The organism is Paucilactobacillus wasatchensis, assembly GCF_000876205.1.
Lineage (GTDB): Bacteria > Bacillota > Bacilli > Lactobacillales > Lactobacillaceae > Paucilactobacillus > Paucilactobacillus wasatchensis.
This window is the reverse complement of sequence record NZ_AWTT01000001.1, coordinates 1-22,389: the sequence shown is the minus strand read 5'-3', so window position 1 is coordinate 22,389 and position 22,389 is coordinate 1. Positions and strand designations below refer to the sequence as shown.

The following is a 22,389-nucleotide window of genomic DNA, read 5'->3' as shown; positions in this document are numbered from 1 at the left end:
ACACTAATGAGCAAATCAAGTGCATTATACCCATATTTAACTTTTACGGATACAAAAGCAGCGCTCGATTATTACAAAATAGTTTTCCAAGCACAAGATATTCAGCGATTGCCAGTGACATCAGAAGCTGCAGCTGCAATGAATGTGCCGGCGAATGTTAATCCTGCTGATCTAACGATGCACGCTGTTTTCACAATTTTAGGAGTTTGGTTGTATGCATCGGATAATTTCAATCAAGATGATAAACTAACAAATAGTACGCGATTACTGATTGATATTGACAGTAAAGACCAAGCAAAATTAGCTGAGGCAACGCAACTATACGAAAAACTAAGCCAGGATCCATCGATCAGGGTAATAATGCCATTAGCAGACCAAGGTTGGGGCACCAAATTGTCAATGTTGACAGATAAATTTGGTATTACATGGATGCTACAATTGAGATAGAGTGCGAAAAACTGCGTTATGCTCCTGTAACACAAGACTAAAATACCCACCTGGGCTTCGACCTAAGAAGTCCAGGTGGGTATTTTAGTCTTGTGTCTAAGGAGCAGCAGTTTTTCGCACGTTTCTGCAATAAAAGTAGGAGCCGGGCTTCGACCTAAGAAGTCCAGGTGGGTATTTTAGTCTTGTGTCTAAGGAGCAGCAGTTTTTCGCACGTTTCTGCAATAAAAGTAGGAGCCGGGCTTCGACCTAAGAAGTCCAGGTGGTATTTTAGTCTTGTGTTACAGGAGCAGCAGTTTTTCGCACGTTTCTGCAATAAAGCAAACCTATATTAATCATTTCAATTCCAACTAAATTTGCTCAACGCAATTCATTGCCGTAAAATAAAAAGCGTTATACAGCATATGAGGAGGAGAATAATAATGCGTAAATATATTGCAGAATTTTTAGGAACGTTCATGTTAGTATTTTTAGGGACAGCAACTGTTGTAATTGCTAAAGGAGGCGTCTTAGCAATTGGACTGGCCTTTGGGTTAGCGATCACGGTTTCAGCTTATGCTTTTGGCGGTATTTCTGGTGATCACTTCAATCCGGCTGTTACAACGGCGATGTTGATTAACCGCCGCATTGGTTTGAAAGATGCTTTTTGGTATATTGTGGCACAGATTTTGGGCGCCATTGCGGCCAGTGCTGTTGTCTTATCATTCGTGACGGCTCTCGGATTAAAAACGACGGCTCTCGGACAAACGGATTTTCCATCAATTAGTGCAGGAATGGCATCATTAGTGGAAGGATTAGTAACGTTTTTATTCTTAGTAATCATTTTAAATGTTACCAGCGACGACCACGGTAATTCTGATTTTGCCGGCATCGTAATTGGTGTAACGTTGGCATTCTTGATTATTGTGGCACTTAACCTCACTGGTGGTTCATTAAATCCAGCCCGTTCAATCGGACCAGCAATTTTTGCTGGCGGAAGTGCGCTACATCATCTATGGGTCTACATTGTGGCTCCTGAAGTTGGTGCAATTTTGGCAGCATTTTGTTCAAGAATTTTAGGTAGTGAAAATTAATAACTATGAAATTATCTGTGATAAAATTGCAGATAATTTTTTTATAGAATCAATTTATTCATTTTATCGTTAGTCTCCGACTTTTAAGCGGGTCTGTTCACACAAGTTTGATATATGTTAACAGCCCAAAAAGTCTCCGTCTAACAACAAATCAGACAACATGATTCAAAGCTCGAATCCTATTGTCCGATGTATCGTTAGTCTCCGACTTTTTAACGGGTCTGTTCACACAAGTTTGATATATGTTCACAGCCCCAAAAGCCTCTGTCTAACAACAAACCAGGCAACATGATTCAAAGCTCGAATCCTATTGTCCGATGTATCGTTAGTCTCCGACGTTTAAGCGGGTCTGTTCACACAAATTTGATATATGCTCACAGCCCCAAAAGCCTCCGTCTAACAACAAATCGGGCAACATGATTCAAAGACCGAATCCTATTGTCCGATTTATCGTTAGTCTCCGACTTTTAAGCGGGTCTGTTCACACAAGTTAAAATATTTGTATTTGTAATTTACTAGCGTTATTGTGGTTACGCTTAGTAAGTAAAAACAAGAAAGAAGCGACTAAAGTGGCAGAAATTACAGCAGCAAATTCAGGAACATACGCATTTGATGATCAGTTTAAGATTAATCGGTTAGGTTACGGTACCATGCAATTAACCGGTGCCGGCACTTGGGGTCCATATAGTGATCCGAAAAAAGCAGTTTCAGTTGTTCAAAAGGCAGTTGAGTTAGGAGTGAACTTCTTTGATACTGCTGATTCATACGGTCCTTGGTTTGCTGACCGTTATTTAGCACAAGGCCTTAAGGGTGCTGCTAATCAAGATGAGATTTTTATCTCTGATAAAATTGGACAAACAAGACAGGGACCTGGCGTTTGGACACCTCATGGCGAGCCAAATTATCTGCGGCAACAACTAGAAGTTTCACTGATGACGTTGGGAATTGATCATGAAGATTTACTATTCCTACATCGGATTGATTCACACTTTTCAGTTGAGCAACAAGTTGGCGAACTCAAAAAGTTACAAGATGAGGGTAAAATCAAACATATTGGTTTGAGTCAGGTAACGGTTGCTCAAATTAAAGAAGCCCAAAAATATGCCCAAATTGACGCAATTGAGAATTTATACAACGTTGGCAATCATGATGACGATGATGTCGTGGATTATGCCCAATCACAACACATGGCCTTTGTTCCTTGGTTCCCACTTGATACTGGAAAGTTAACTAAAGCTGATGGCCCATTAGCACAAATTGCAGCTAAATACGACGCTAGTCCAGCTCAAATTGCACTTGCTTGGTTATTAAAGCGTTCGGCTAATATTTTGCCAATTCCGGGCACAAGTTCAGTTGACCATTTACAGGATAATATTGCAGCAGCCAATATCGACTTGAGTGCTACTGATTTTGATACGTTGAGTCATTTAGCAAAATAATTGAATAGCAGGATTTAAAAAGGTCGGTCTTGGTAAATGAGAACGATCTTTTTTTGTGGCTCAAAATCGAGACTGGCGCGATCGACACGCACATATGGTTAAAAAATGATAAAAATAATGAAATTAGGCTTGAAAAAGTCGAACGCATGTTCGTATAATAGAACCAATAATTAGCGAGGGAGTAATGCCATGGATTATTCAAATGAGCCGCATGGAGTCTTTTTTATGATCGATAATAAATCATTTTATGCTAGCGTTGAAAGTATGTCGCGTGGCATTAATCCATTGACTTCAGTCTTAGTGGTTATGTCAGAAGCTCCTAATACTGGCAGTGGGCTTGTCTTAGCAGCATCGCCGCAGGCCAAAAAATTATTTGGAATTAGCAATGTTTCCAGACAGTATGAAGTACCGAAAGATGAACGTATTATGGTTGCCCCCCCACGGATGAATTTATATATTCAACGCAATATAGAGGTGAATAATGTCTATCGTCAATTTGTGGCGGATAGTGACTTGTATCCATATTCGATTGATGAATCTATTTTAGATGCAACGAAATCGTGGCAATTATTTGGTGACAGTCCGCTGGCGGTTGCTCGCTTAATTCAGAAACGGATTCGCCGTGATTTTGGTCTCTACACTACGGTTGGAATCGGTGAAAATCCATTGCAGGCGAAGTTAGCCCTCGATTTAATCGCTAAAAAGAACCGGGAGCTAATTGGTACATTGAGTTATGCAACAATGCCTGAAAAAATTTGGCCAATTACCAAATTGAAAAAGGTTTGGAGCATTGGCAGCCGCACACAAGCGCATCTAAATCGGCTTGGCATTAATAGTATGGACGATTTGGCGCATTATAATCCATACCGCCTCAAACAAGAGATGGGGGTCATTGGCACTCAGTTACTGGCCTTGGCCTGGGGCATCGATCGTAGTCAGTTGCACCAGTTAGTCAAAGTGAGCGATAAAAGCTGGAGTAATTCGCAGGTGTTACCCCGTGATTATAATACGCAAACTGAAATTGAGCTTGTGATTCGTGAGATTGGAATTCAGGTAACATCGCGAATGCGTCATCACCAACAAAAAGCCGGGTGTGTCAGCTTGGCAGTGGGCTTTTCATATGCTGCAAGTGCCGAAGACGGACGGGGTGGTTTCAGTCACTCAATGCGCATCGAACCGACTGACAGTAGTCACACACTAATCGACAATTTACTTGATCTCTTTCGTCAATTTTGGGACGGACAAAGTATTCGCAACATTATGGTGGGTTTTTCACGATTGTCGGCCAATACGGGGATGCAACTAAACTTATTTCAAGATCCGCAACGACAAATCAAAGATGATTCATTCGAACGAGTTTTAGATCGTATCCGGGATAGATTTGGGGTCACTGCATTAATTCCTGCTAGTAGCTTGCTTAAAGGTGGCACGATGATTGAACGAGCATCATTGGTTGGTGGCCATAATGGGGGCAATAGTTATGATTGAAACTGTCAAGCAAGCTAGTGAATTAATCATTGAGCGATTAGATAAAGCATTTAAACCTAAATTACACCATCGGTATCAGCTAATGGTGGTCGACAATGTTTACGACCAAACGTACAATTTTTTTTTGGATATTTGGCACCAGCATAATCGCAGGCGATCGATTCCATTGCATAGTGTGGTCACGTATGAACTACAATTTTTGGAACAGGTAATCAACCAAATTACGGCCAACACAAATTTAACCATTGTGTATATCAATTTTCACCAGCAACGGTGGCCACTTAGTCAACGGATCATTTATGGGAGAACCTTAGATGTCAACAAGCAGAGAAAAAGCTGAAGCATTAGCCGAACAATTTTTTAAGCATGATTACCACGATCGCGGCATGTTAAAGTGGGCTGGTTATTTTTTGTCGGATCATACGAGTGCGCTAAAGCAAAATAAACAAAATGTGAAGCCGGAAATCTTGCAGGCAGCGCAAGCCTTGGATCAAGTGAGTGAGTTACTGGCAGATGCCTGGGAACATCATCTGCGAGTGCACTTACAACTTAATCAACTGCAGGAAAGTGAAATTGTTGAATCGATGACGGGACTGGTTGTCGGGTTTTATGATAATGTCATCGGAATTCAAGGTGTAGATGAGAAGATTAATAATATTGAATTAACAGAAATTCGTAACGTGGAGTTATTAGCACGCTAATTGAGTAAAAAACGAGAATAGTTGAATATTGCAAAAATTAATAAAATAACTCCATTACTGGTACCAACCAATGTACTCTGGGCTACCTTAAATTTATGATTAATTGGAATGGCCAATGCGCTAACTACTAACATTAGTATGGCTAGCAGATAAAGCGATGGATCGTGAAAAACAAATTGTAAGGCAATAAAATGAATGCCAACAAGCAAAGAAATCCAAGCGGGCACTGCTGGACTTTGTTTAAATTTAATTAGTAGCAGCGCACCGATTAATCCTAGTATAAATTCGGTATAAAATACGATTAAATACCAGGTGAATGAATTGAATTTCGCTAGAGCAGATGCGGTATGAAAATTTTGATAGCTTAAAACACCGGCGACAATACTTGATATGGCAGCAATGGCAGCACAAATTCCTAGCCAAAGATGATGCTTTAATTGTACGATTTCAGCTTGAGCCCATCCGAACCAGACAAAACTAAAGAAACTAAAAATGGCGGCAGACATGATATAATCACGCAAGTAAATCATGAGTACTCTCCTTTACTTTGAATGTAACAATATTTTCAGGTAAGGACTATTAAAGTGCTTGAAGATTGAAAAATTTTTAATCAAGTAGAGTGATTTCGCTCAATGATCGTTTTTTTGTATCATAGATGCGGTGGTTCGCACTCTAGTTGAAACGTGTTCGCAACCGCAGATACCTGCATGTAACAAAAAAATAAGCAGATCGCAATTCAAAGAACGAATTACGATCAACTTGTTTTTACGTTACACTCCGGTATCTAAGCGCGGTGGTTCGCACTCTAGTTGAAACGTGTTCGCAACCGCAGACACCTGCATGTAACAAAAAAATAAGCAGATCGCAATTCAAAGAACGAATTACGATCTACTTATTTTTACGTTACACTCCGGTATCTAAGCACGGTTGTTCGCACTCTAGTTGAAACGTGTTCGCAACCGCAGACACCTGCATGTAACAAAAAAATAAGCAGATCGCAATTCAAAGAACGAATTACGATCTACTTATTTTTACGTTACACTCCGGTATCTAAGCACGGTTGTTCGCACTCTTTTTTAATTGCACAAAAATCACCGATCCCAAAACAGCAACTGATAACACAATGAGTAACGTGAAATCAACACGTGTGCCCATGACGTTAGCTGCAGCGGCACTCAAATGTGGATTCATTACTGCAACTCCCGAAATAACAGCTGCCAGTAAACCCGTACCGAGCGAACCGGCATACTGCTGCATCATACTGAACAATGAATTTTGATCGGATTTATTCTTCATTGGTACCTGCACGCTGCCGTCCGAAATGGAAGTTCCAAAGCCGGAGTTGAAACCAACCCGGATCAAAATGTAAATGAGTGTAATTGACCAAAAATTTAAGTGGTGCGTGAACAGCCAAAATAGTAAAGTACCGCAAGTCATCAAAGTACCACTGACGCAAAGTGGTAAAAAAGGACCAGTTCGATCATAAACTCGACCAGCAATTGGTCCAACAATGGCGCCTAATAATGAACCAGGCAGCAACATTAAACCAGCTTCCATTGCAGAGCTATGCAAGACCGTTTGTGCGTAAAGTGGTAGTACAAATGACAAGCCAATGTTGATAAACTGAAGACTGAAATAACCAAATAATCTAAATCTTAAAATCGGGAACCTTAAAATCGAGTAATCGAGTAATTTTCGTTTTCCCTTAACCGCGTAAGTGGCAAATAAAATGGCAACAATTACGGAAATCAAAATACCGATCCCAAATGGTAGGGAGTCCCAACCAAACTGCCCCGCCTCATTAAATGTCAACACAATTGCAGCAAAGACGATTGCTAAACCAATGACACCAGTATAATCAAATGAATGTTTGGCAACGCCAACTGCTTTTTGATCAATACTCCAAACACCTAATAGTCCCACTAAAATGATAATTGGAATTGTGCCGATAAAAATAGCACGCCACGACCACAGACTGGTTAAAACACCACCGTAAGTTGGCCCTAAGGCAGGGGCTAACGAAATAATGACACTGGCAAAACCAGTATATACGCCCAGCTTTTTAGTTGGTACACTGGCAAAAATAAGTTGAAACATCAGTGGGGTTGCTAAACCTGTTGAAACGGCTTGCAGCAACCTACCAATCATTAACACAATAAAATCTGGTGATACGACACATAAAATATTGCCGACCAAACAAATTAATGAAGCAAATAGAAATATTTTTCGTGCGTCAAATCGTTTTAATACGTACGCAGTTGTACTCATGACGATTGTAACCAAAAGCAAGTAACCGGTAGTTAACCACTGAATAGTTGCTAGACTAACATGTAATTCAGTAATTAATGTTGGAAAAGTAACATTCATAGATGTTTCCACTAGCACCCCGATAAATGACAATAATCCGCCTGATAATATGGCTAGCTTAACTTTAGTTGATACTGCTGCATCCATGATGCTTTCCTCTTTTCATTCAAAATAAAACAGAAGCCACGACAAGTTTTTGCTTTGTCACAGCTTCTGTTTTTATAAAACACATTACCAAATATCTTACTCGTTTATGACTGGTTTGGCAATTTCAAATGAAAAGTTTAAATCATGTGCCGCTGAAATGTGGAAACGCTTAATAACGTCTGCACCCCAGCTATCGATGCCACCAACACCACGAACGGCGCCCAATATGCAGAGCACTGTTCGTCTTACCACGGGTAATTCTTCGATATGAGTAGCGTTTTCTAGCTCTTCAGCTGTGTATGGTAAACAACTAAAGGCAAACGGTGCATCGTGATTCTTGATGGTGAGACTGAAAGGGTTTCGTGACTGATCTGTATTATTCAATGTCTGGTCCCGCGTGATTGTCACCCAGTCGGTTTGCATGTGCATACCACATTCCTGGGGGACCATATATGGCGTGACGGGCATGCCGGCAATGTGATGTTCACCAAATGTCGCGCCATTCATGCGGTCTGGATAAGTTTCACCAGATAGGCCTTGATACGTAAAACCAGTGGCAGCGGTCGGCATTACTAATTGCAGCCCAAACGCTGGCAATTCAGGTAAATCAGCATTACCATGATAATTGGCGCTGATTTGAATTTTGCCACTAGCAGTAACTAAATAATTAATATCAACTGTGGTCGTCGGCACTGTGGCCGTTTGATAAGTGAATTGAATTTCCACCTGGTCCGCAAATTCGTTATTTGTATATTTGTTGTTAAGTGGGGCAATCGGTAGCTCGATTGGCTGACCGTCAACACTTACATTAAAATTAATGCAATGGCTAAACATGTCGGCTGCTAACCACGTTGCAGATTTTTGTGAAAAATGATTGCCACGGTCGTTATCGGTGGTTGCCCGCCAAAATTGTGGCTTAGGCACCCGATACAACCATTCTTTTCCGTTTTGTACTAGTGATTCTAGTCCGCCACGTTCATAGCTAAAAAGATAGTGAAAATGATCGCCTGTTAGTCCAAGGGTGGCATCACCATAGATCACATGTAATTTATTATTCACGTTTGCCATAATAGTAGGCCACCTCCTGTGTTGCCGGTTTTGGTGTATGGTCTGCAAACAGCAGCCCATCGCCAGAAAATTCATAGTCAGAGTGGCGGTCATCAAAATCGCCACCATAACGTAATGCTGGTTTGCCAGTCACTTCATCGGTTACCATAATTGCTTGGTCCATAAAGTCCCAAATGAAACCGCCTTGATACATTTCAAATTGGTCAAATAAGGCATCATAATCTTGCATACCGCCAATTGAGTTGCCCATATCATGCATGTACTCACAATTAAGAAACGGTTTATCCGGATTATTTGACAGATATTTGGCAATGGCGGTTGGTGAATCGTACATCCGACTTTCAACATCTGAAATGCGGTCGCGGTATTCTGTATTATGAAAGACACCTTCATAGTGGACTAATCGAGATGGATCGACAGTCTTATAGTATTTGTTCATTGCTGCTAAATCATCGCCCGCAAAGGATTCATTCCCTAGTGACCAAAAAAGAATTGATGGATGATTTTTGAGTAACTCATAATTGTTTTGCGCTCGATCCATGATTGCCGGCAGCCACTTGGACAAGGAGCCAGGTACATTATATGAAGGTTCATCCACGCCCATTTTTTGCCAGGTACCATGGGTTTCCAAGTTGGTCTCAGCCATCACATAGATGCCTTGTTGGTCACACAGATAATACCATGGTATTTGATTAGGGTAGTGAGATGTTCGATCAGCATTAATATTTAAGTCATGGAACGTCTGCAAATCATTTAGCATGTCCTGTTTCGTGATACACCGACCCGTTTTGCAGCTCCATTCATGGCGATTGGTGCCGTTTAAAATGAGGCGTTGATTATTGAGTAACATAACCTTGTCTTTAATTTCAATACGGCGAAAGCCAAAATCATAAGGAACAATCTCAAGCGTATTACCACTGGCATCTTTGATTGTGATTTCTAAATGATAGAGGTACGGGTCAATATGAGACCACAAGTGGACGTGATTAAATTCCATTTGGTCTGCGGCAACATTAGCAGTTGCAAGCTTGGTTTGAACTGCTAATTTATTATGCTCATGGTCCATAATCGCGAATTTAACTGTTGCACCAGCATAATTTTGCCCGATTAATTTTAAGACAATGTTCAAAAAGCCGGCAGTATTGTCAGCAGCTACACGTGGTTTGATATTCAAATCGTCTAAATGAACAGCCGGTTTTGCGTCTAAATGAACGCTCCTAAAAATACCGAAAAATTGGAAAAAGTCTTGGTCTTCTAGGTAAGAAGCCGTACTGTGTTTAAATACTTCGACTGCTAAAACATTGTCCTTTGGCTTAATGTAAGGCGTGAGATCGAATTTTGATGGGGTAAAACTGTCTTCGGCATAGCCAAGAAAATGACCGTTTAACCAAACGTACATAGCTTTTTCCACGCCTTCAAAACAAACCGAAATTGCCTGATTGAGCATGGCGGGGTTTAAATCAAACCGTTTCAAGTATTGTCCAACCTGATTATCAAGGCCTTGGCTAAAACTTCCAGCTTGCTGATCGTCATCACCTAGTGCATATGCGGGGCGGCGATAAATTTTGCCCTCCCAAGCGTAGAGGGTGTTGATGTAATGAATTTGACTATATCCCGCCATTTCAATGTGTTCAGGAACTTTAATTTGATCAAAATTGTCACTATTGAACTGTGGCTCGTAAAAATGTGTAATTCTATTCATTGGATTAGTGGCACAATTAAATTGCCATTGTCCGTCCAAACTTTGTTGGAAGCTACTTGTGTGGCTGGTAACTTCGTCTTTTGACCGAAAATAATGATGGTCACTATGAGCGGGTAGTTGGCCAACTCGAAATACGGTTGGATCATCCAACCATTCAATTGCTGGTTCCATTATTACAAACCTCCTTTAATCAATGTGTACCCCCAGTATAGTGTGAAAGCGGTTTAAAAAACAATAGTTAATGTACAAATAATAGGTTATTTATCTAACAGATCAGTAAGGTACTCAGTTTAAATACTCAGCTGAACTGTTTTTAGTGAGAAACATTACCAATGAAGCCGTTAAACTTACTTATTAACTTCATAAATTGGTCAATAATTTTGGTTAAAGTATTCCCATTGTTAAATTTTATTACGACTAAATATTAGAACAGGAGGGTCATCATGAATTTTTTTAAACGCGCCTGGCTCAGCTTAACGGCCAAAAAAGGACGCTCAGTTTTATTAATTCTAGTGACATCAGCAATTATGTTATTCGTGCTGGCGGGGATGTTAATCCATACCGCCGCCGATACAGCAACGACAAATGCCAAGAAAAGCGTCGGGGCGACGTTGACACTATCAGCAAACCGGGAAGCATCATTCAAAAAGATGCGCAAAAGTTCAAGTAGCAACCCCAAGTTAACAACGACTCCGGTGAAATTGAGCAATGCAACCAAGATTGCGCAGTTAAATAATGTGTCTAGCTACAATGTGACGTCATCGACATCCGTGAATGCCAAAAGTTTTGATGCGATTTCAAAGTCAACATCATCAACGGGCCCAGGCGGTCAATCAAGTAGTAGCAGTACTGGGGACATCGCCGTTACCGGAGTTACAAATACAAGTGAAGTTTCGAGCTTCTCGGACAAGACTAATAAAATCACCAAAGGCCGTGGGCTGACCATTGCTGATAAAAATACTAATAATACGGTAATTGAATCGGAACTGGCCAGCCAGGAAAATATTAGTGTGGGCGACACAATTACAGTTAAATCGACTTCTGGTTCTAAGACCTACAAGTTAAAGGTAGTTGGAGTTTATAAAGCATCATCTAGCACCTCAACGCAACAAGGACCAGGTGCAACTGATCCATCGAACACGATTTATACTTCATACACGTTTGCTAACACAGTGAAGGGGAGTAAGTATGCCGGTACAGCGGATTCAGTTACGTTTAATGTTTCCAACCCATCACAAGTAAGCAGTGTGAAAAAAGCTGGTAACAAGATTATCAACAACTCTAAATATACACTGGCAACTAACGATAGTAGCTATCAAACTGTTAAAGCTGCAATGAACAATGTGAAATCATTTGCAGACAAAATTGTTTGGTTAGTGGCAATTGCCGGCACTATTACCCTGGCATTGATTGTTATTTTGATGATTCGCGAACGTCGGCATGAAATTGGTGTCTTGCTAGCACTAGGTGAATCACGATGGAAAATCGTAGGACAATTCTTTGTTGAAATGGTAGTTGTGCTAATTGTAGCGATCGGCATTGGTGGCAAATTTGTAGGTGACAAGCTAGGTGATCAACTGGTGAGTCAAGAGTCGAGTTCGACTTCTGCAACTATCTCAGCGCCTGGTGACAAGAGCGTACAAATGAGTGGCAAGCCTGGTGGTTCAGGTGGTGGCCCAGGTGGGGGCAATTCAGCGATCGCCGGTGGTGGTCAAACAGGAACAACCGGAAGCACACAAGAAACCAATTTGGACGTCAACGTGACGGTACTAACAATGGTGGAACTAGGTGGCTTTGGTCTAGCAATTATGTTCCTATCAACAATGATTGCATCCGGAGGAATTCTAAGGTTACAGCCCAAGAAGGTGCTAATAGAATAGAGTGCGAAACCTTGCGGGTCAGATGCTGTAGGAAAAGAGTACTTTGCCGATTGATAAATTGGGCTTAAATTTATTGATTGGCAAAGTACTCTTATCCCTAAGCATCTGCAGGGTGGAGCACGATTCAGAAAAAAAGATTGCGCAACTAGCCGTCAAGCTTCCGTGGGATAAAGTAATAATATTGATGGCCTGCACTTTAGCCATTAATATTATTGGTTTATCCGTTAGGAAGCTGGCTAGTGAAGCACGATTCAATAAAAAAATACAGAGTCAACCAAAAAAGGAGGTACCGCACATGCTAAAAACCAACAACCTAGGTTACTGGTACACGCAGCAAAAAAATAGCTTATTTGAAAATGTAAATCTAGAATTTAAAGCAGGCCAATCCTGCGCCATTGTCGGTCAAAGTGGTTCTGGTAAAACAACATTTTTGTCATTAATTGCGGGATTAGATAAGCCTAAAGAAGGGACCATCGAATTTGATGGCAGTGACATCAATCAAATTGGCTTAACTAATTATCGTAAGAAAGATGTTTCTATTGTTTTCCAATCCTATAATCTGTTTACTTATATGTCACCATTAAATAATTTATTGACGGCTTTAGCAGTTACGCAATCAAGTCATGCAGGCGACAAAGACTTTGCAATGGATATGTTGCGTAAATTAGGGTTAACAGATGCACAAATGAAGAAAAATGTTCAGCAACTATCTGGTGGCCAACAACAACGAGTGGCAATTGCCCGCACAATGGTTTGTGATGCTAAACTAGTAGTGGCAGATGAGCCAACTGGTAATTTGGATGAAGATAATACGGCGGAAGTAATTGAACTATTTCAACAAATTGCACATGAACAGGGAAAATGTGTCATCATTGTGACACGTGAATCAACAGTCGCTAAGGCTTGTGACAATGCATATCGCCTAGCTAAACATGAATTTAGCATGATTTAATAAAATAAGATTCAGTTATTACTTGTTTAAGTAACTGACTGGATCTTTTTAATTGGTGTAAAATAACCTTATTAAATTTAGCGAATTGGAGTAGTTTAAATGGCAGATTATGTGCATGAAATCCGCAAATTGGTGGGTCATCGTCCAATTATTATGAATACATCAGCCGGTATTTTAGTTAATGAAGCTGGTGAAGTGTTATTAAACGAGCGCGTGGACACTCATAATTGGAGCCTGCCAGGTGGCTATCTGGAATATGGCGAGACGTATGCGCAAGCTTGCGTTCGTGAATACAAAGAAGACAGTGGCCTGAACGTGGCCATTAAATCACGAATTGATATTTTTGATGTGGGGGATGTCCATTACCCGAACGGTGACATTACCCAGACGATATCAGCCCTCTTTCTGGTGGAACCGGTGGGTGGACAGTTGCTGCAAAATGCAACTGATGAGACGTTGAGTTTGGCATATTTTCCGTTCAACCAACTACCATCATTATTGAATCAACAAACGGTTGATATGTTAGCAGCAGCGGACCAATATTTGAATAAAAAAGAGAGTAAATGAATGGATAATAATTTAAAGCATAAAAGAATTTTAGTGATCGGTGGTACTTCTGGGTTTGGCAAGCAAGTAAGTATTCAAGCCTTACAAGCGGGAGCGAGTGTGGTAGTGATCGGCCACAATGAGTCTCGATTAACTACCGCAATCTCAGACCTTAGGCAATTTGGTTCTCAAATTTCAGGCCAGGCATTTGATGCAAGTGATCAAGAAAAACTGGCTTATTTTTTAACTGGTACAGCTAAATTTGATCATATCATTTCAATGCTGGGCGGTGCGATGGGTGGTGGCTTTTTAAGTGCCTCGGTGGCTGAAATTCGTGAAGCAATTGAGCAAAAATTTTTTGTTAATTTGGAAGTTGCTCGTACCGTCATTCCATATTTAAACGACCATGGTAGTTTAATTTTTACTGGCGGGACTGGTGGTCATCCATATGACGCGTCAGGAGCCATTATTGGTAATCAAGCAATTAAAACTATGGTAGAAGGATTAGCAGTAGAAGCGGCACCCAAAATCCGGGTCAATGCAGTTGCACCTACTTGGACACCTACGGGACTATGGCGCGGATTGAGTCAAAACAGTTTAATGGAAAATGAGGCTGGCATGGTTGCACAAATTCCATTAGGACGTGTTTCTAAACCAGATGAAGTGGCTAGTGCTTACTTGTTCTTGATGCAAAATAGTTTTATTACTGGGCAAGTTGTTAATGTTGATGGTGGAATTTCGGTTCGGTGATATTCTAGGAATAATTTTAGAGAGGGATTTTATTTTTTGGGGATCTGGGTTAGGCTTTTTATTTTTATTGCCGAAACGTGTTCGCATGACAAGATGTCTAGGGACAAATTAGAAATAACCATCAATAAATCAAAAACCGATTTATCAATGGTTATTTTTAACTTGTCCTACGACATCTAAACGGTCCTGCTCACACTCTGTTTGAAACGTGTTCGCACGGCCAGATGTCTAGGGACAAATTAGAAATAACCATCAATAAATCAAAAATCGATTTATCAATGGTTATTTTTAACTTGTCCTACGACATCTAAACGGCCTTGCTCACACTCTGTTATATATTTTAACTCCTACCCACCAACTAACCAGTGTAATTCCTATCAACCACACGATTGAAAGCCAACCGTCTGCTCCGACGCTATTTGAGGCGAACAAGTTACGAATAGTGGCAATTATGTTGGTCATTGGTTGGTGTTTTGCAAATGCTTCGAGCGCTGCCGGCATTTTATTAGTTGGTGCGAATGCCGAACTCACAAATAATAATGCTAGCACAAGATATGAAAATGCACTGGCGCCATCAACGCTACTAGCTGCAAGGGCAAAGGGGACTGATAACCACGTAACCATGATGGCAAAACCAACGACCAATAAAATAATATAGAGCCATTCTAACGGGGATGCACTAGTTCGAAAACCAATTAAAAATCCGACTACCAAAACAATTGTTGTTGATGTCAGCATAAAGACGATTGAAGCTAATACATGCCCGCTTAAAACAGCTGATTTTGAAATTGGCATTGACCTAAATCGGTCGAACATCCCGCCGGTCTTATCAAGATTAATTCGTAAAGCAGTATAGGCAGAACCAGTGGCAATTGTAATTAATAAAATTCCAGGAAGAACATATTGAACGTATTCATCGTGTTGTAGCCCGTCAATTTGGATGGCGCCACCAAACAGATAAACCATTGCTAGTAAAATCATTACTGGCATTGCCACTACAGTAATAATAGTATCTAAACTGCGTAAGTTATGTTTAATTAACCGGCCCGATAGCGCCAGTGTATCTTTGATGTAATTCATCGTTATGCCTCCTTAATTAATTGCATAAAGGTATCGTCTAATGTTGGTGCCAATACTTGGAAACTGCTTATTGGAATGTCGTGATTTGATAATAGGGTCAGTGCTTTTAGCGAAGTTGTCACGCCATCTGTCAAATCAATCAAGAGACTGCCATCAGTCCCAACCGACATATTAAAATCTAACAGTATTTTTTGGGCAGATTCAATTGCATCGGTAGTTGGAAAAATTAATTGAAGACGCGAGTGGCCACCAAGTTGTTTCATTTCTGCAGGAGTCCCGGTCGCAACAATGTGTCCGTTTTGCAAGAAACCGATCTGATCCGCTAGCTGATCCGCTTCTTCTAGGTATTGGGTGGTTAAAAAGATTGTTTTCCCACGTTGCTTTAAGTCTAAAATAGCAGCCCATAAATCATTGCGACTTTTCGGGTCTAAACCAGTAGTGGGTTCGTCTAAAAATAAAATTTCTGGTTCACCAACGAGACTCATCGCGATATCCAATCGGCGCTGCATTCCACCCGAATACGTGGCTACTCGTCGATCACGAGCTTCAGTTAAATCAAATTGGGCAAGTAGCTTATCTGCAACTTCGTCGGTGTTCGGCAAATGCCGTAATTTAGCAATTAATTGCAGATTTTCAAAGCCGGTTAAAATCTCATCTGTAGTAGTTGTTTGAGAATTTAAACTGAAAGTTTGTCGAATCCGGCGTGGGTTGTGAGTTATTTCTAAGTCGTTGATAAAAACCTCACCAGAATCCATGGCGTGTAGGCCGGTGATTATTTTAAGAAGCGTACTTTTACCGGAACCATTGGCACCTAACAAAGCGTAAATACTTCCGGATTTAACAGTTAAGTTGACTCCTTTTAAGACTTGGTTTTTTTTGAAACTATTGTTAACGCCCTTAACTACAATTTTATTTTCCATTACCAATTCCTCCCAGGATACTATTTAATTGATTTTCTCAGTTTTTCACGCTGACTATTAACCCAAGTTTCTTCTGGATACTCACGAAGTAGATTATCCGCAAAATCAGCGATGTCATCACCAACCACATCGTGAACTGTTTGATTATTCTGAACAGCGAGTTCAAACATGTCTAAGATTGAATAAATGATTTTCATAATGCCATCGCCCTTAGCATAGTTGTAAAGATAGTGCTCCAGAGCTTTCATTGGCCCCTTAAATTCAGTAGGCAATTGCTCAACTCGTTGTCTGTATTCCTTATATTCTTTTTTGCTTTCTCTCATTGACTTAAAGCGATTCATCATTATTAATCTTCCTTTCGTAATTCAGCCATTTTATTAATTAAGAAATCCCAATGTGTCCAAAATAAAGTTAGCCGTGTTTTACCGGCGTCGTTTAGCTGATAAAATTTTTTCATTGGTCCTTTTTCTGATTTGTGTTTCTCAACATTAACTAGTTCGTTTTTTTCCAGTCGCACCAAAATTGTATACACAGTTCCTTCTGCTAGATCATCAAAGCCAAGTTCACGAAGTGTTTTGGTGATTTCGTAACCATAATTAATGCCGGCATCAATCTGGTGGAGTACGACGCCCTCCAGTACACCCTTCAATAGTTCGGTAGATATCCGCATAATTGCCTCCCACTATATTGTGTTGCTAAGTACTACTACATAGTAATACGATGTAGCCAAAAATGCAACTACTTTGGTTAAACTATTTCGGCTAGATATTGATTATTGACTTTATTATGACTAATCGATAAGAAATTATTGAATTATTGGTTAGAACGGTTCAACGGAATATTATTTGTGATACAATGCCACTATTGCGGTTGTTAGCAACCAACTAAGAAACGAAATCATTTTTGATTTCAGATGGGTGGAATTATGGAGAGAAAGAAGAATTTTTCAGCCAAACAATTTGTTGGCGAATTAAAAAATAGTTTGAAAGGACGCTATGCTCAGTCACTGGGAGCCTTACTGGGTGTATTTGTTATTTCAGCAGTGGTGTTTGTTGCCGCTCTTTACTTAATATATTGGGCATTTCGTTCACTAATGTATAGCGTAACGCTGTTGATGTACGGAATGGCAACAACCAGTAGCCTGCTACTCGGCGTATTGATGCTACTTGTAGCATTAGTGATTTACGTGCTTGTTACTTTATGTGTCCGCTATTTATTTACGGCAATCACATTTAATTTTCAAGATGTTGTCCGTAACAATGACAAGCAGGTCGGCTTAGGAACTATGTACCGCGGATTTAAACATGTACGGAAACTACAAATACTCCGTCTATGGCTTTGGCTCGGTTTATTTCTATTCTTGTGGCAAATTGTTCCAGACATCGTTGCTGGCTTCTTTGGAAGTTCAAAGTATGTTGCTTTGGCATTCCGCTTAGTCGGTTTAGGCATTACGATTTGGAAGTCAGTTGAATACTCTCAATCGTTATTCCTATATCGTGAAAAGCAGCCCGAATTTCTTGGCCAATCATTACGCCACGCCCTTACATCAAGCCGTCGATTCATGGGTGGTCGCAAGTGGAATTATATTTGGTTAATGATTGTTGTGATTGTTCCGTTGATTTTATGGACAGCAATCTGGTCAGGAATTACTTACTATGGTGTTTATACTTGGATTCCTGCAATTATTTATGTTGCTCCAATTATTTTAGTTTTGGGTCTCTGGGCGTACCTGCCAGTACTATTCACGGCAGCACCGTTGTATTACGAGATGAATCGGGCCAATGTCGATGTTGATGAAACATTTACGAAGACATTTTTACCTGAAGAAAAATTAGTTCAACAAGATTTAGCTGAACTTAATCGACAAGTAGTTCAACCTGAGACTTCTACAAAGAAATCTGTTGAACCTGACGAAGCTAGTGCAGCTGTTACTGAAGAAGAAACGAAGACAGAGGCTAGTGATAGCCCAGATTCTGCTGAAAGTAGTACTGATTCTGACACTAAGTAGTTAATTTTAAGAACTGAAACTTTGCCGTTATTGGTGAAGCTACGGTTCTTTTTTTGTTCATTTTGCTGACTCGGTGGAGTAGTTGTACTCTTCAATGGCTGCGTTCTAATGTATAAAACAAATAAAAGCTGATCACGATCCTTCCTAAAACGAAGATTGTGATCAGCTTTTATTTGTTCTATATCACGGCAGCAATGCGCGACCGTTCACACATTTTATTAAAATACCTTCATATCTGTCCAGTGGGTTGGTAGTGTGTTGAAATTATACTCTTCTAATCCAGCCTGGATTTTATCGCCAGTGAACATAGCAGTATGCGAGCGCGCTAGCATTAAGTTTAGTTCGTTTTCTGGCTTAAATTGGACCATCACAACCGGAATATGCCATGCCCAGGCGGCACCGATTTCAAAAATCGTGCCCGCATCTGGCTCCAAGTTTTGTTCCTCATATTTGTAATCAAGGATCCCAACAACGACATCAGAACGTTTAACCTGCCGCATGTCTGTTGCAAAAACAGAATCTTGCCATTCGTGCGAAGCAAATGGCAACGTTTCTTCTTGGTGCTCTTGTGGGTTATAAATTTCACCAGCATCAATGGTGTCGTTTTGTCTTAATGCATTCATCACAACAGCGATGCGCTCTTTTTGTTGATCTGAAAAAAAGGGACTAGCTAGATAAACTTTATTTTTGTACATATTGGCCTCCAGTAAATTAGATTAACTACGATACTGTTAGTTTAACTAACTTTGCCAACAAATACTAACTTAATTTCAATCTGCATTGCGGACCGTGAATCGTGTTTGCTTGGCTTGTGGCTGTTCAATTTCATCTAATAACGCGGTTGCTAGTGTCCCGCTGTTCACTTCAGATTTACCAGCATTATTGAAGAGAGCGTGGTTTTCGCCACGGACATACTCAGTTTTTGGCCCATCAACATAGTTTAGCGATGGTGAAATTCCTGTCCAATTTACATTGGTAGCAGTTCGCAACAGTTCTAATTCATATGCTTGGGTGGCAGGAGTATCAATCCAGGCTTCAGCGCCAGGCGCTTTTTTGATACTTTCCAAAAATGGGGTATTTTGGTCGTTCAGTAAACTAGCTGCTCCCAAAATGAAGATAATCCGTGGCGTTGCTTGATTTCGTAATAAATGAACTAGGTGTGCGGCGATATCCAAATGCAGATAGCCTAAGTGTTTGCCAATTGGAACGCTGAAAGCTTCAACAATAACATCAAAATCAGCTAGGTCGGAAAATGTGAGGTTAAACGCATCCTTAACTAATAGGTGAGCGTCTGCGCCCAATAATTGTTGTGCTTTTTCACGATTACGCACTATTGCAGTGACTTCGTGTCGCCGAGCCTGAGCTTCATGATAAATTTTTTGACCACTCATCCCGGTAGCGCCAATAATTCCAATTTTCATTTTTTTCTCCTCCTGATCATGATCAGACGTTAAAAATTTCAATTCAACATCTTACGACAAAACAATCTAAAATTAGCTCTTGGTTGTTCTAAATTATAAAGTTTATGGTTGATTCCGCAACAAATAAGTATTGAGTTGAAGTTAAATTTTTACGCTATTAACTTGATAACTGTAAAACAAGTTAAATAACTGAAATGTGATAATAAAATATGAGATGGCAGCGTTAATTTAGCGGTGAATGAGCTTATCGGTTGCTAAGTAATTCGGAATAAAAAGGATTAAATCAACGTTATAACCGCACACCCATACTGCTATCCTAATGATAATTATTATTTTTTACTAAAATAGTTCAACGTTTATTCACATCTTTTAGCTAATATCACCTTATAGACATTATAAGAAAAAAGATGAGGTGCGCAAATATGTGGTTAGACAAAGAATGCAAATATGAAAGATTCAACGTAACTTGTAATCAATGTCCTATGATCAAACGTGGGTTTCAAGGGCAGGTAATTAAAGAATATGAAAATACTTATTTAATCGAGTTAGAGATGGAAACGATTTGTAATCAGGATCGTAAATCATTGATGCGAATTCCAGAATTTAATGGCCGGGTAGTAATTGGCAAAAAGTTTATTCGGACGTTAACGGAGCAAAAACAAAATTTAGCATAGTATGTCTGATAGGTCCGTTGACTTTTGAAAGCGAATCCGTTAAAATTTAGACCATTGAATGAGCAATGAAATAACATAGTAGAAATTGGTTGGGACAAACAGAAATTTGGCGTGGCTGCAAGCCAAACAAAGACTAGATTCGAAGTACAGTTATTGAGCTTGTCATTAACACGGGTCGTTGCGTTATTAACGGAGAGTGGAAAATAAGTGTATTTTCAATTCAAGGTGGTAACGCGGTAAATTCGTCCCTGATTTCAATTAGAAATCAGGGATTTTTTTGTCCCGTGAAAAAATAGGAGGATCTAAATGAATATTATTGATGAATTACAATGGCGCGGTGCGGTTAACCAAACGACAGACGAAGAAGACTTACGTAAATTGACCGATGAAAAGAAAATTGGTTTATATTGTGGGGTCGATCCGACCGGAGACAGTTTGCATATTGGACATTTGATTCCATTTATGATGTTAAAAAGGTTTCAATTACAAGGCCATCATCCGGTAATTGTTATTGGTGGTGGTACTGGCGCAATTGGTGATCCATCTGGCAAAAACTCTGAACGGGTATTGCAAACAATGGATCAGGTGCAGCATAATAAAGAAGCACTAACTGCCCAAATGGAGAACTTGTTTGGCACAGACAACTTTAGAATTGTTGATAACTATGACTGGCTATCGAAATTATCCTTACTAGATTTTCTGCGTGACTACGGTAAATTGTTTAATGTTAATACAATGCTAAACAAAGAAGTGGTTGCCACTCGGCTGGAAGTCGGTATTTCATTCACGGAATTTACGTATCAAATTTTACAATCTGTTGATTATTTACACTTGTACCAGCATGAAGATGTGCAATTACAGATTGGTGGTGCGGATCAATGGGGCAATATCACAGCGGGGATTGATTTGATTCATAAAATCGAAGGTGCAGATGCACGGGCGCATGCATTAACTATCCCATTAATGTTAAAAGCAGATGGCACAAAATTTGGCAAAACTGCTGGTGGCGCTGTTTGGCTAGATTCAGAAAAGACTACACCTTACGAATTTTATCAGTTCTGGATTAATCAAGACGATCGTGATGTGATTAAATATTTGAAATACTTTACATTTCTTGACGAAGATGAAATTGATGAGCTGCAACAAAAAGTTGAAAAACAGCCAGAAAAACGTGAGGCACAACGACGACTAGCCGAAGAAGTAACGGAATTTGTTCACGGTAAGCAAGCGGTCGTAGAAGCTCAACATATTACCAAGGCATTATTTTCTGGAGATGTTGCTGATTTAAGTAGTGCCGAGATTGAGCAGGGCTTTAAAAATATGCCGACTGTTAGAGCAGCTGACAAAGTTAACAATATTGTTCTATGGTTAGTCGATGATACAAAAATTGAACCATCTCGTCGGCAAGCCCGCGAAGACATCCAAAATGGAGCTATTCGGATTAATGGACGAAAAGTGACAGATTTGGATGCAAACGTTGATCCAGATGCTCATTTTGATGGTCAATTTGTGATTGTTCGCAAAGGCAAGAAGAAGTATTTCTTGGTGCGAATCGAAAAATAGAAACTATTTAGAGAGACGAATGCTGTTAAAACAGCATTCGCTTTTTATTTTGAAAAAAAGTTGTTTTTTTACTTGACGTTTTTTCGTTCGTTCTGTATAGTTATATTCCGTTGTCACAAACGTGTTCACAACTTTCACAGATAATAAATATCTAAGAAAAGATGTTGACATTTGAAAGATAACTTGCTATCATTAGTAATGTTGTCGCCTGAGATATTTAGGCGGT

Annotated in this window: 23 protein-coding genes; 13 read left to right on the top strand and 10 right to left on the bottom strand. The window is 39.9% G+C overall.

Annotated features, from left to right (window positions below; translation table 11 throughout):
* Window positions 1-6: 6 nt before the first annotated feature.
* The 6 genes from WDC_RS00115 to WDC_RS00090 all read left to right on the top strand — a co-directional run bounded on the left by WDC_RS00115 (window position 7) and on the right by WDC_RS00090 (window position 5,145).
* The gene (locus WDC_RS00115; RefSeq protein WP_044009780.1) at window positions 7-447 is read left to right on the top strand and encodes a VOC family protein; all 441 of its coding nucleotides are present in this window, start codon (window positions 7-9) and stop codon (window positions 445-447) included.
* Between the two features lie 419 nt (window positions 448-866).
* Window positions 867-1,517 carry an MIP/aquaporin family protein gene (locus WDC_RS00110; RefSeq protein WP_044009779.1) on the top strand — a complete coding sequence of 217 codons (651 nt, stop codon included), beginning with the start codon at window positions 867-869 and terminating at the stop codon, window positions 1,515-1,517.
* A 569-nt stretch (window positions 1,518-2,086) separates the two neighbouring features.
* A complete protein-coding gene (locus WDC_RS00105) occupies window positions 2,087-2,956 on the top strand; it encodes an aldo/keto reductase (RefSeq protein ID WP_044009778.1) in 870 nt (289 codons plus the stop codon).
* A gap of 189 nt (window positions 2,957-3,145) precedes the next feature.
* The gene (locus tag WDC_RS00100; RefSeq protein ID WP_044009777.1) at window positions 3,146-4,444 is read left to right on the top strand and encodes a Y-family DNA polymerase; all 1,299 of its coding nucleotides are present in this window, start codon (window positions 3,146-3,148) and stop codon (window positions 4,442-4,444) included.
* Window positions 4,437-4,784: a hypothetical protein gene (locus WDC_RS00095; protein WP_044009776.1), complete on the top strand. Its 348-nt coding sequence runs from the start codon at window positions 4,437-4,439 to the stop codon at window positions 4,782-4,784. Before WDC_RS00100 ends, WDC_RS00095 begins: the two co-directional genes overlap by 8 nt.
* A complete protein-coding gene (locus WDC_RS00090; protein WP_044009775.1) occupies window positions 4,759-5,145 on the top strand; it encodes a hypothetical protein in 387 nt (128 codons plus the stop codon). Before WDC_RS00095 ends, WDC_RS00090 begins: the two co-directional genes overlap by 26 nt.
* On the opposite strand, the gene WDC_RS00085 is transcribed toward WDC_RS00090, so the two are convergent.
* The 4 genes from WDC_RS00085 to WDC_RS00070 form a co-directional block, all read right to left on the bottom strand.
* Window positions 5,142-5,675, bottom strand: a complete 534-nt coding sequence (locus tag WDC_RS00085; protein WP_044009774.1) for a hypothetical protein — start codon at window positions 5,673-5,675, stop codon at window positions 5,142-5,144. The genes WDC_RS00090 and WDC_RS00085 overlap by 4 nt on opposite strands.
* A gap of 520 nt (window positions 5,676-6,195) precedes the next feature.
* Window positions 6,196-7,599: an MFS transporter gene (locus WDC_RS00080; RefSeq protein ID WP_044009773.1), complete on the bottom strand. Its 1,404-nt coding sequence runs from the start codon at window positions 7,597-7,599 to the stop codon at window positions 6,196-6,198.
* Between the two features lie 96 nt (window positions 7,600-7,695).
* Window positions 7,696-8,667 (bottom strand): beta-galactosidase small subunit, encoded by a 972-nt coding sequence (locus tag WDC_RS00075; protein ID WP_044009772.1) that lies wholly within the window; start codon window positions 8,665-8,667, stop codon window positions 7,696-7,698.
* A complete protein-coding gene (locus tag WDC_RS00070; protein WP_044009771.1) occupies window positions 8,651-10,540 on the bottom strand; it encodes a glycoside hydrolase family 2 TIM barrel-domain containing protein in 1,890 nt (629 codons plus the stop codon). The genes WDC_RS00075 and WDC_RS00070 overlap by 17 nt, the downstream gene beginning before the upstream one ends.
* Before the next feature lie 272 nt (window positions 10,541-10,812).
* Between WDC_RS00070 and WDC_RS00065 the strand changes: the two genes are divergently transcribed.
* The 4 genes from WDC_RS00065 (at window position 10,813) to WDC_RS00050 (ending at window position 14,497) form a co-directional block, all read left to right on the top strand.
* On the top strand, window positions 10,813-12,249 hold the full coding sequence (locus WDC_RS00065; RefSeq protein WP_044009770.1) for an ABC transporter permease: 1,437 nt from the start codon (window positions 10,813-10,815) through the stop codon (window positions 12,247-12,249).
* Window positions 12,250-12,544: 295 nt separating this feature from the next.
* On the top strand, window positions 12,545-13,201 hold the full coding sequence (locus WDC_RS00060; RefSeq protein WP_044009860.1) for an ABC transporter ATP-binding protein: 657 nt from the start codon (window positions 12,545-12,547) through the stop codon (window positions 13,199-13,201).
* 99 nt (window positions 13,202-13,300) lie between these two features.
* Window positions 13,301-13,768, top strand: coding sequence for an NUDIX hydrolase (locus WDC_RS00055; RefSeq protein ID WP_044009769.1), 468 nt, complete (start codon window positions 13,301-13,303; stop codon window positions 13,766-13,768).
* Window positions 13,769-14,497 (top strand): SDR family oxidoreductase, encoded by a 729-nt coding sequence (locus WDC_RS00050; RefSeq protein WP_044009768.1) that lies wholly within the window; start codon window positions 13,769-13,771, stop codon window positions 14,495-14,497.
* Window positions 14,498-14,818: 321 nt separating this feature from the next.
* Here WDC_RS00050 and WDC_RS00045 read toward each other — a convergent pair whose 3' ends face one another.
* The 4 genes from WDC_RS00045 to WDC_RS00030 are packed head-to-tail and all read right to left on the bottom strand — an operon-like array spanning window position 14,819 to window position 17,167.
* Window positions 14,819-15,577, bottom strand: a complete 759-nt coding sequence (locus tag WDC_RS00045) for an ABC transporter permease (RefSeq protein WP_044009767.1) — start codon at window positions 15,575-15,577, stop codon at window positions 14,819-14,821.
* A gap of 2 nt (window positions 15,578-15,579) precedes the next feature.
* Window positions 15,580-16,497, bottom strand: a complete 918-nt coding sequence (locus WDC_RS00040) for an ABC transporter ATP-binding protein (RefSeq protein ID WP_044009766.1) — start codon at window positions 16,495-16,497, stop codon at window positions 15,580-15,582.
* 20 nt (window positions 16,498-16,517) lie between these two features.
* Window positions 16,518-16,841 carry a DUF1048 domain-containing protein gene (locus WDC_RS00035; RefSeq protein WP_044009765.1) on the bottom strand — a complete coding sequence of 108 codons (324 nt, stop codon included), beginning with the start codon at window positions 16,839-16,841 and terminating at the stop codon, window positions 16,518-16,520.
* Between the two features lie 2 nt (window positions 16,842-16,843).
* Window positions 16,844-17,167 (bottom strand): PadR family transcriptional regulator, encoded by a 324-nt coding sequence (locus WDC_RS00030; RefSeq protein ID WP_044009764.1) that lies wholly within the window; start codon window positions 17,165-17,167, stop codon window positions 16,844-16,846.
* Between the two features lie 255 nt (window positions 17,168-17,422).
* Here WDC_RS00030 and WDC_RS00025 point away from each other — a divergent pair, with 255 nt between their 5' ends.
* Window positions 17,423-18,505: a hypothetical protein gene (locus tag WDC_RS00025; protein WP_052497749.1), complete on the top strand. Its 1,083-nt coding sequence runs from the start codon at window positions 17,423-17,425 to the stop codon at window positions 18,503-18,505.
* Between the two features lie 218 nt (window positions 18,506-18,723).
* On the opposite strand, the gene WDC_RS00020 is transcribed toward WDC_RS00025, so the two are convergent.
* Both WDC_RS00020 and WDC_RS00015 read right to left on the bottom strand, forming a co-directional pair.
* Window positions 18,724-19,200, bottom strand: a complete 477-nt coding sequence (locus tag WDC_RS00020; RefSeq protein ID WP_044009763.1) for a nucleoside 2-deoxyribosyltransferase — start codon at window positions 19,198-19,200, stop codon at window positions 18,724-18,726.
* A 75-nt stretch (window positions 19,201-19,275) separates the two neighbouring features.
* Window positions 19,276-19,926, bottom strand: coding sequence for an NAD(P)H-binding protein (locus WDC_RS00015; RefSeq protein ID WP_044009762.1), 651 nt, complete (start codon window positions 19,924-19,926; stop codon window positions 19,276-19,278).
* Between the two features lie 422 nt (window positions 19,927-20,348).
* On the opposite strand from WDC_RS00015, the gene WDC_RS00010 reads away from it, so the two are divergent.
* A complete protein-coding gene (locus WDC_RS00010; protein ID WP_044009761.1) occupies window positions 20,349-20,600 on the top strand; it encodes a hypothetical protein in 252 nt (83 codons plus the stop codon).
* Window positions 20,601-20,906: 306 nt separating this feature from the next.
* The gene (gene tyrS / locus WDC_RS00005; RefSeq protein ID WP_044009760.1) at window positions 20,907-22,163 is read left to right on the top strand and encodes a tyrosine--tRNA ligase; all 1,257 of its coding nucleotides are present in this window, start codon (window positions 20,907-20,909) and stop codon (window positions 22,161-22,163) included.
* Window positions 22,164-22,389 lie beyond the last annotated feature (226 nt).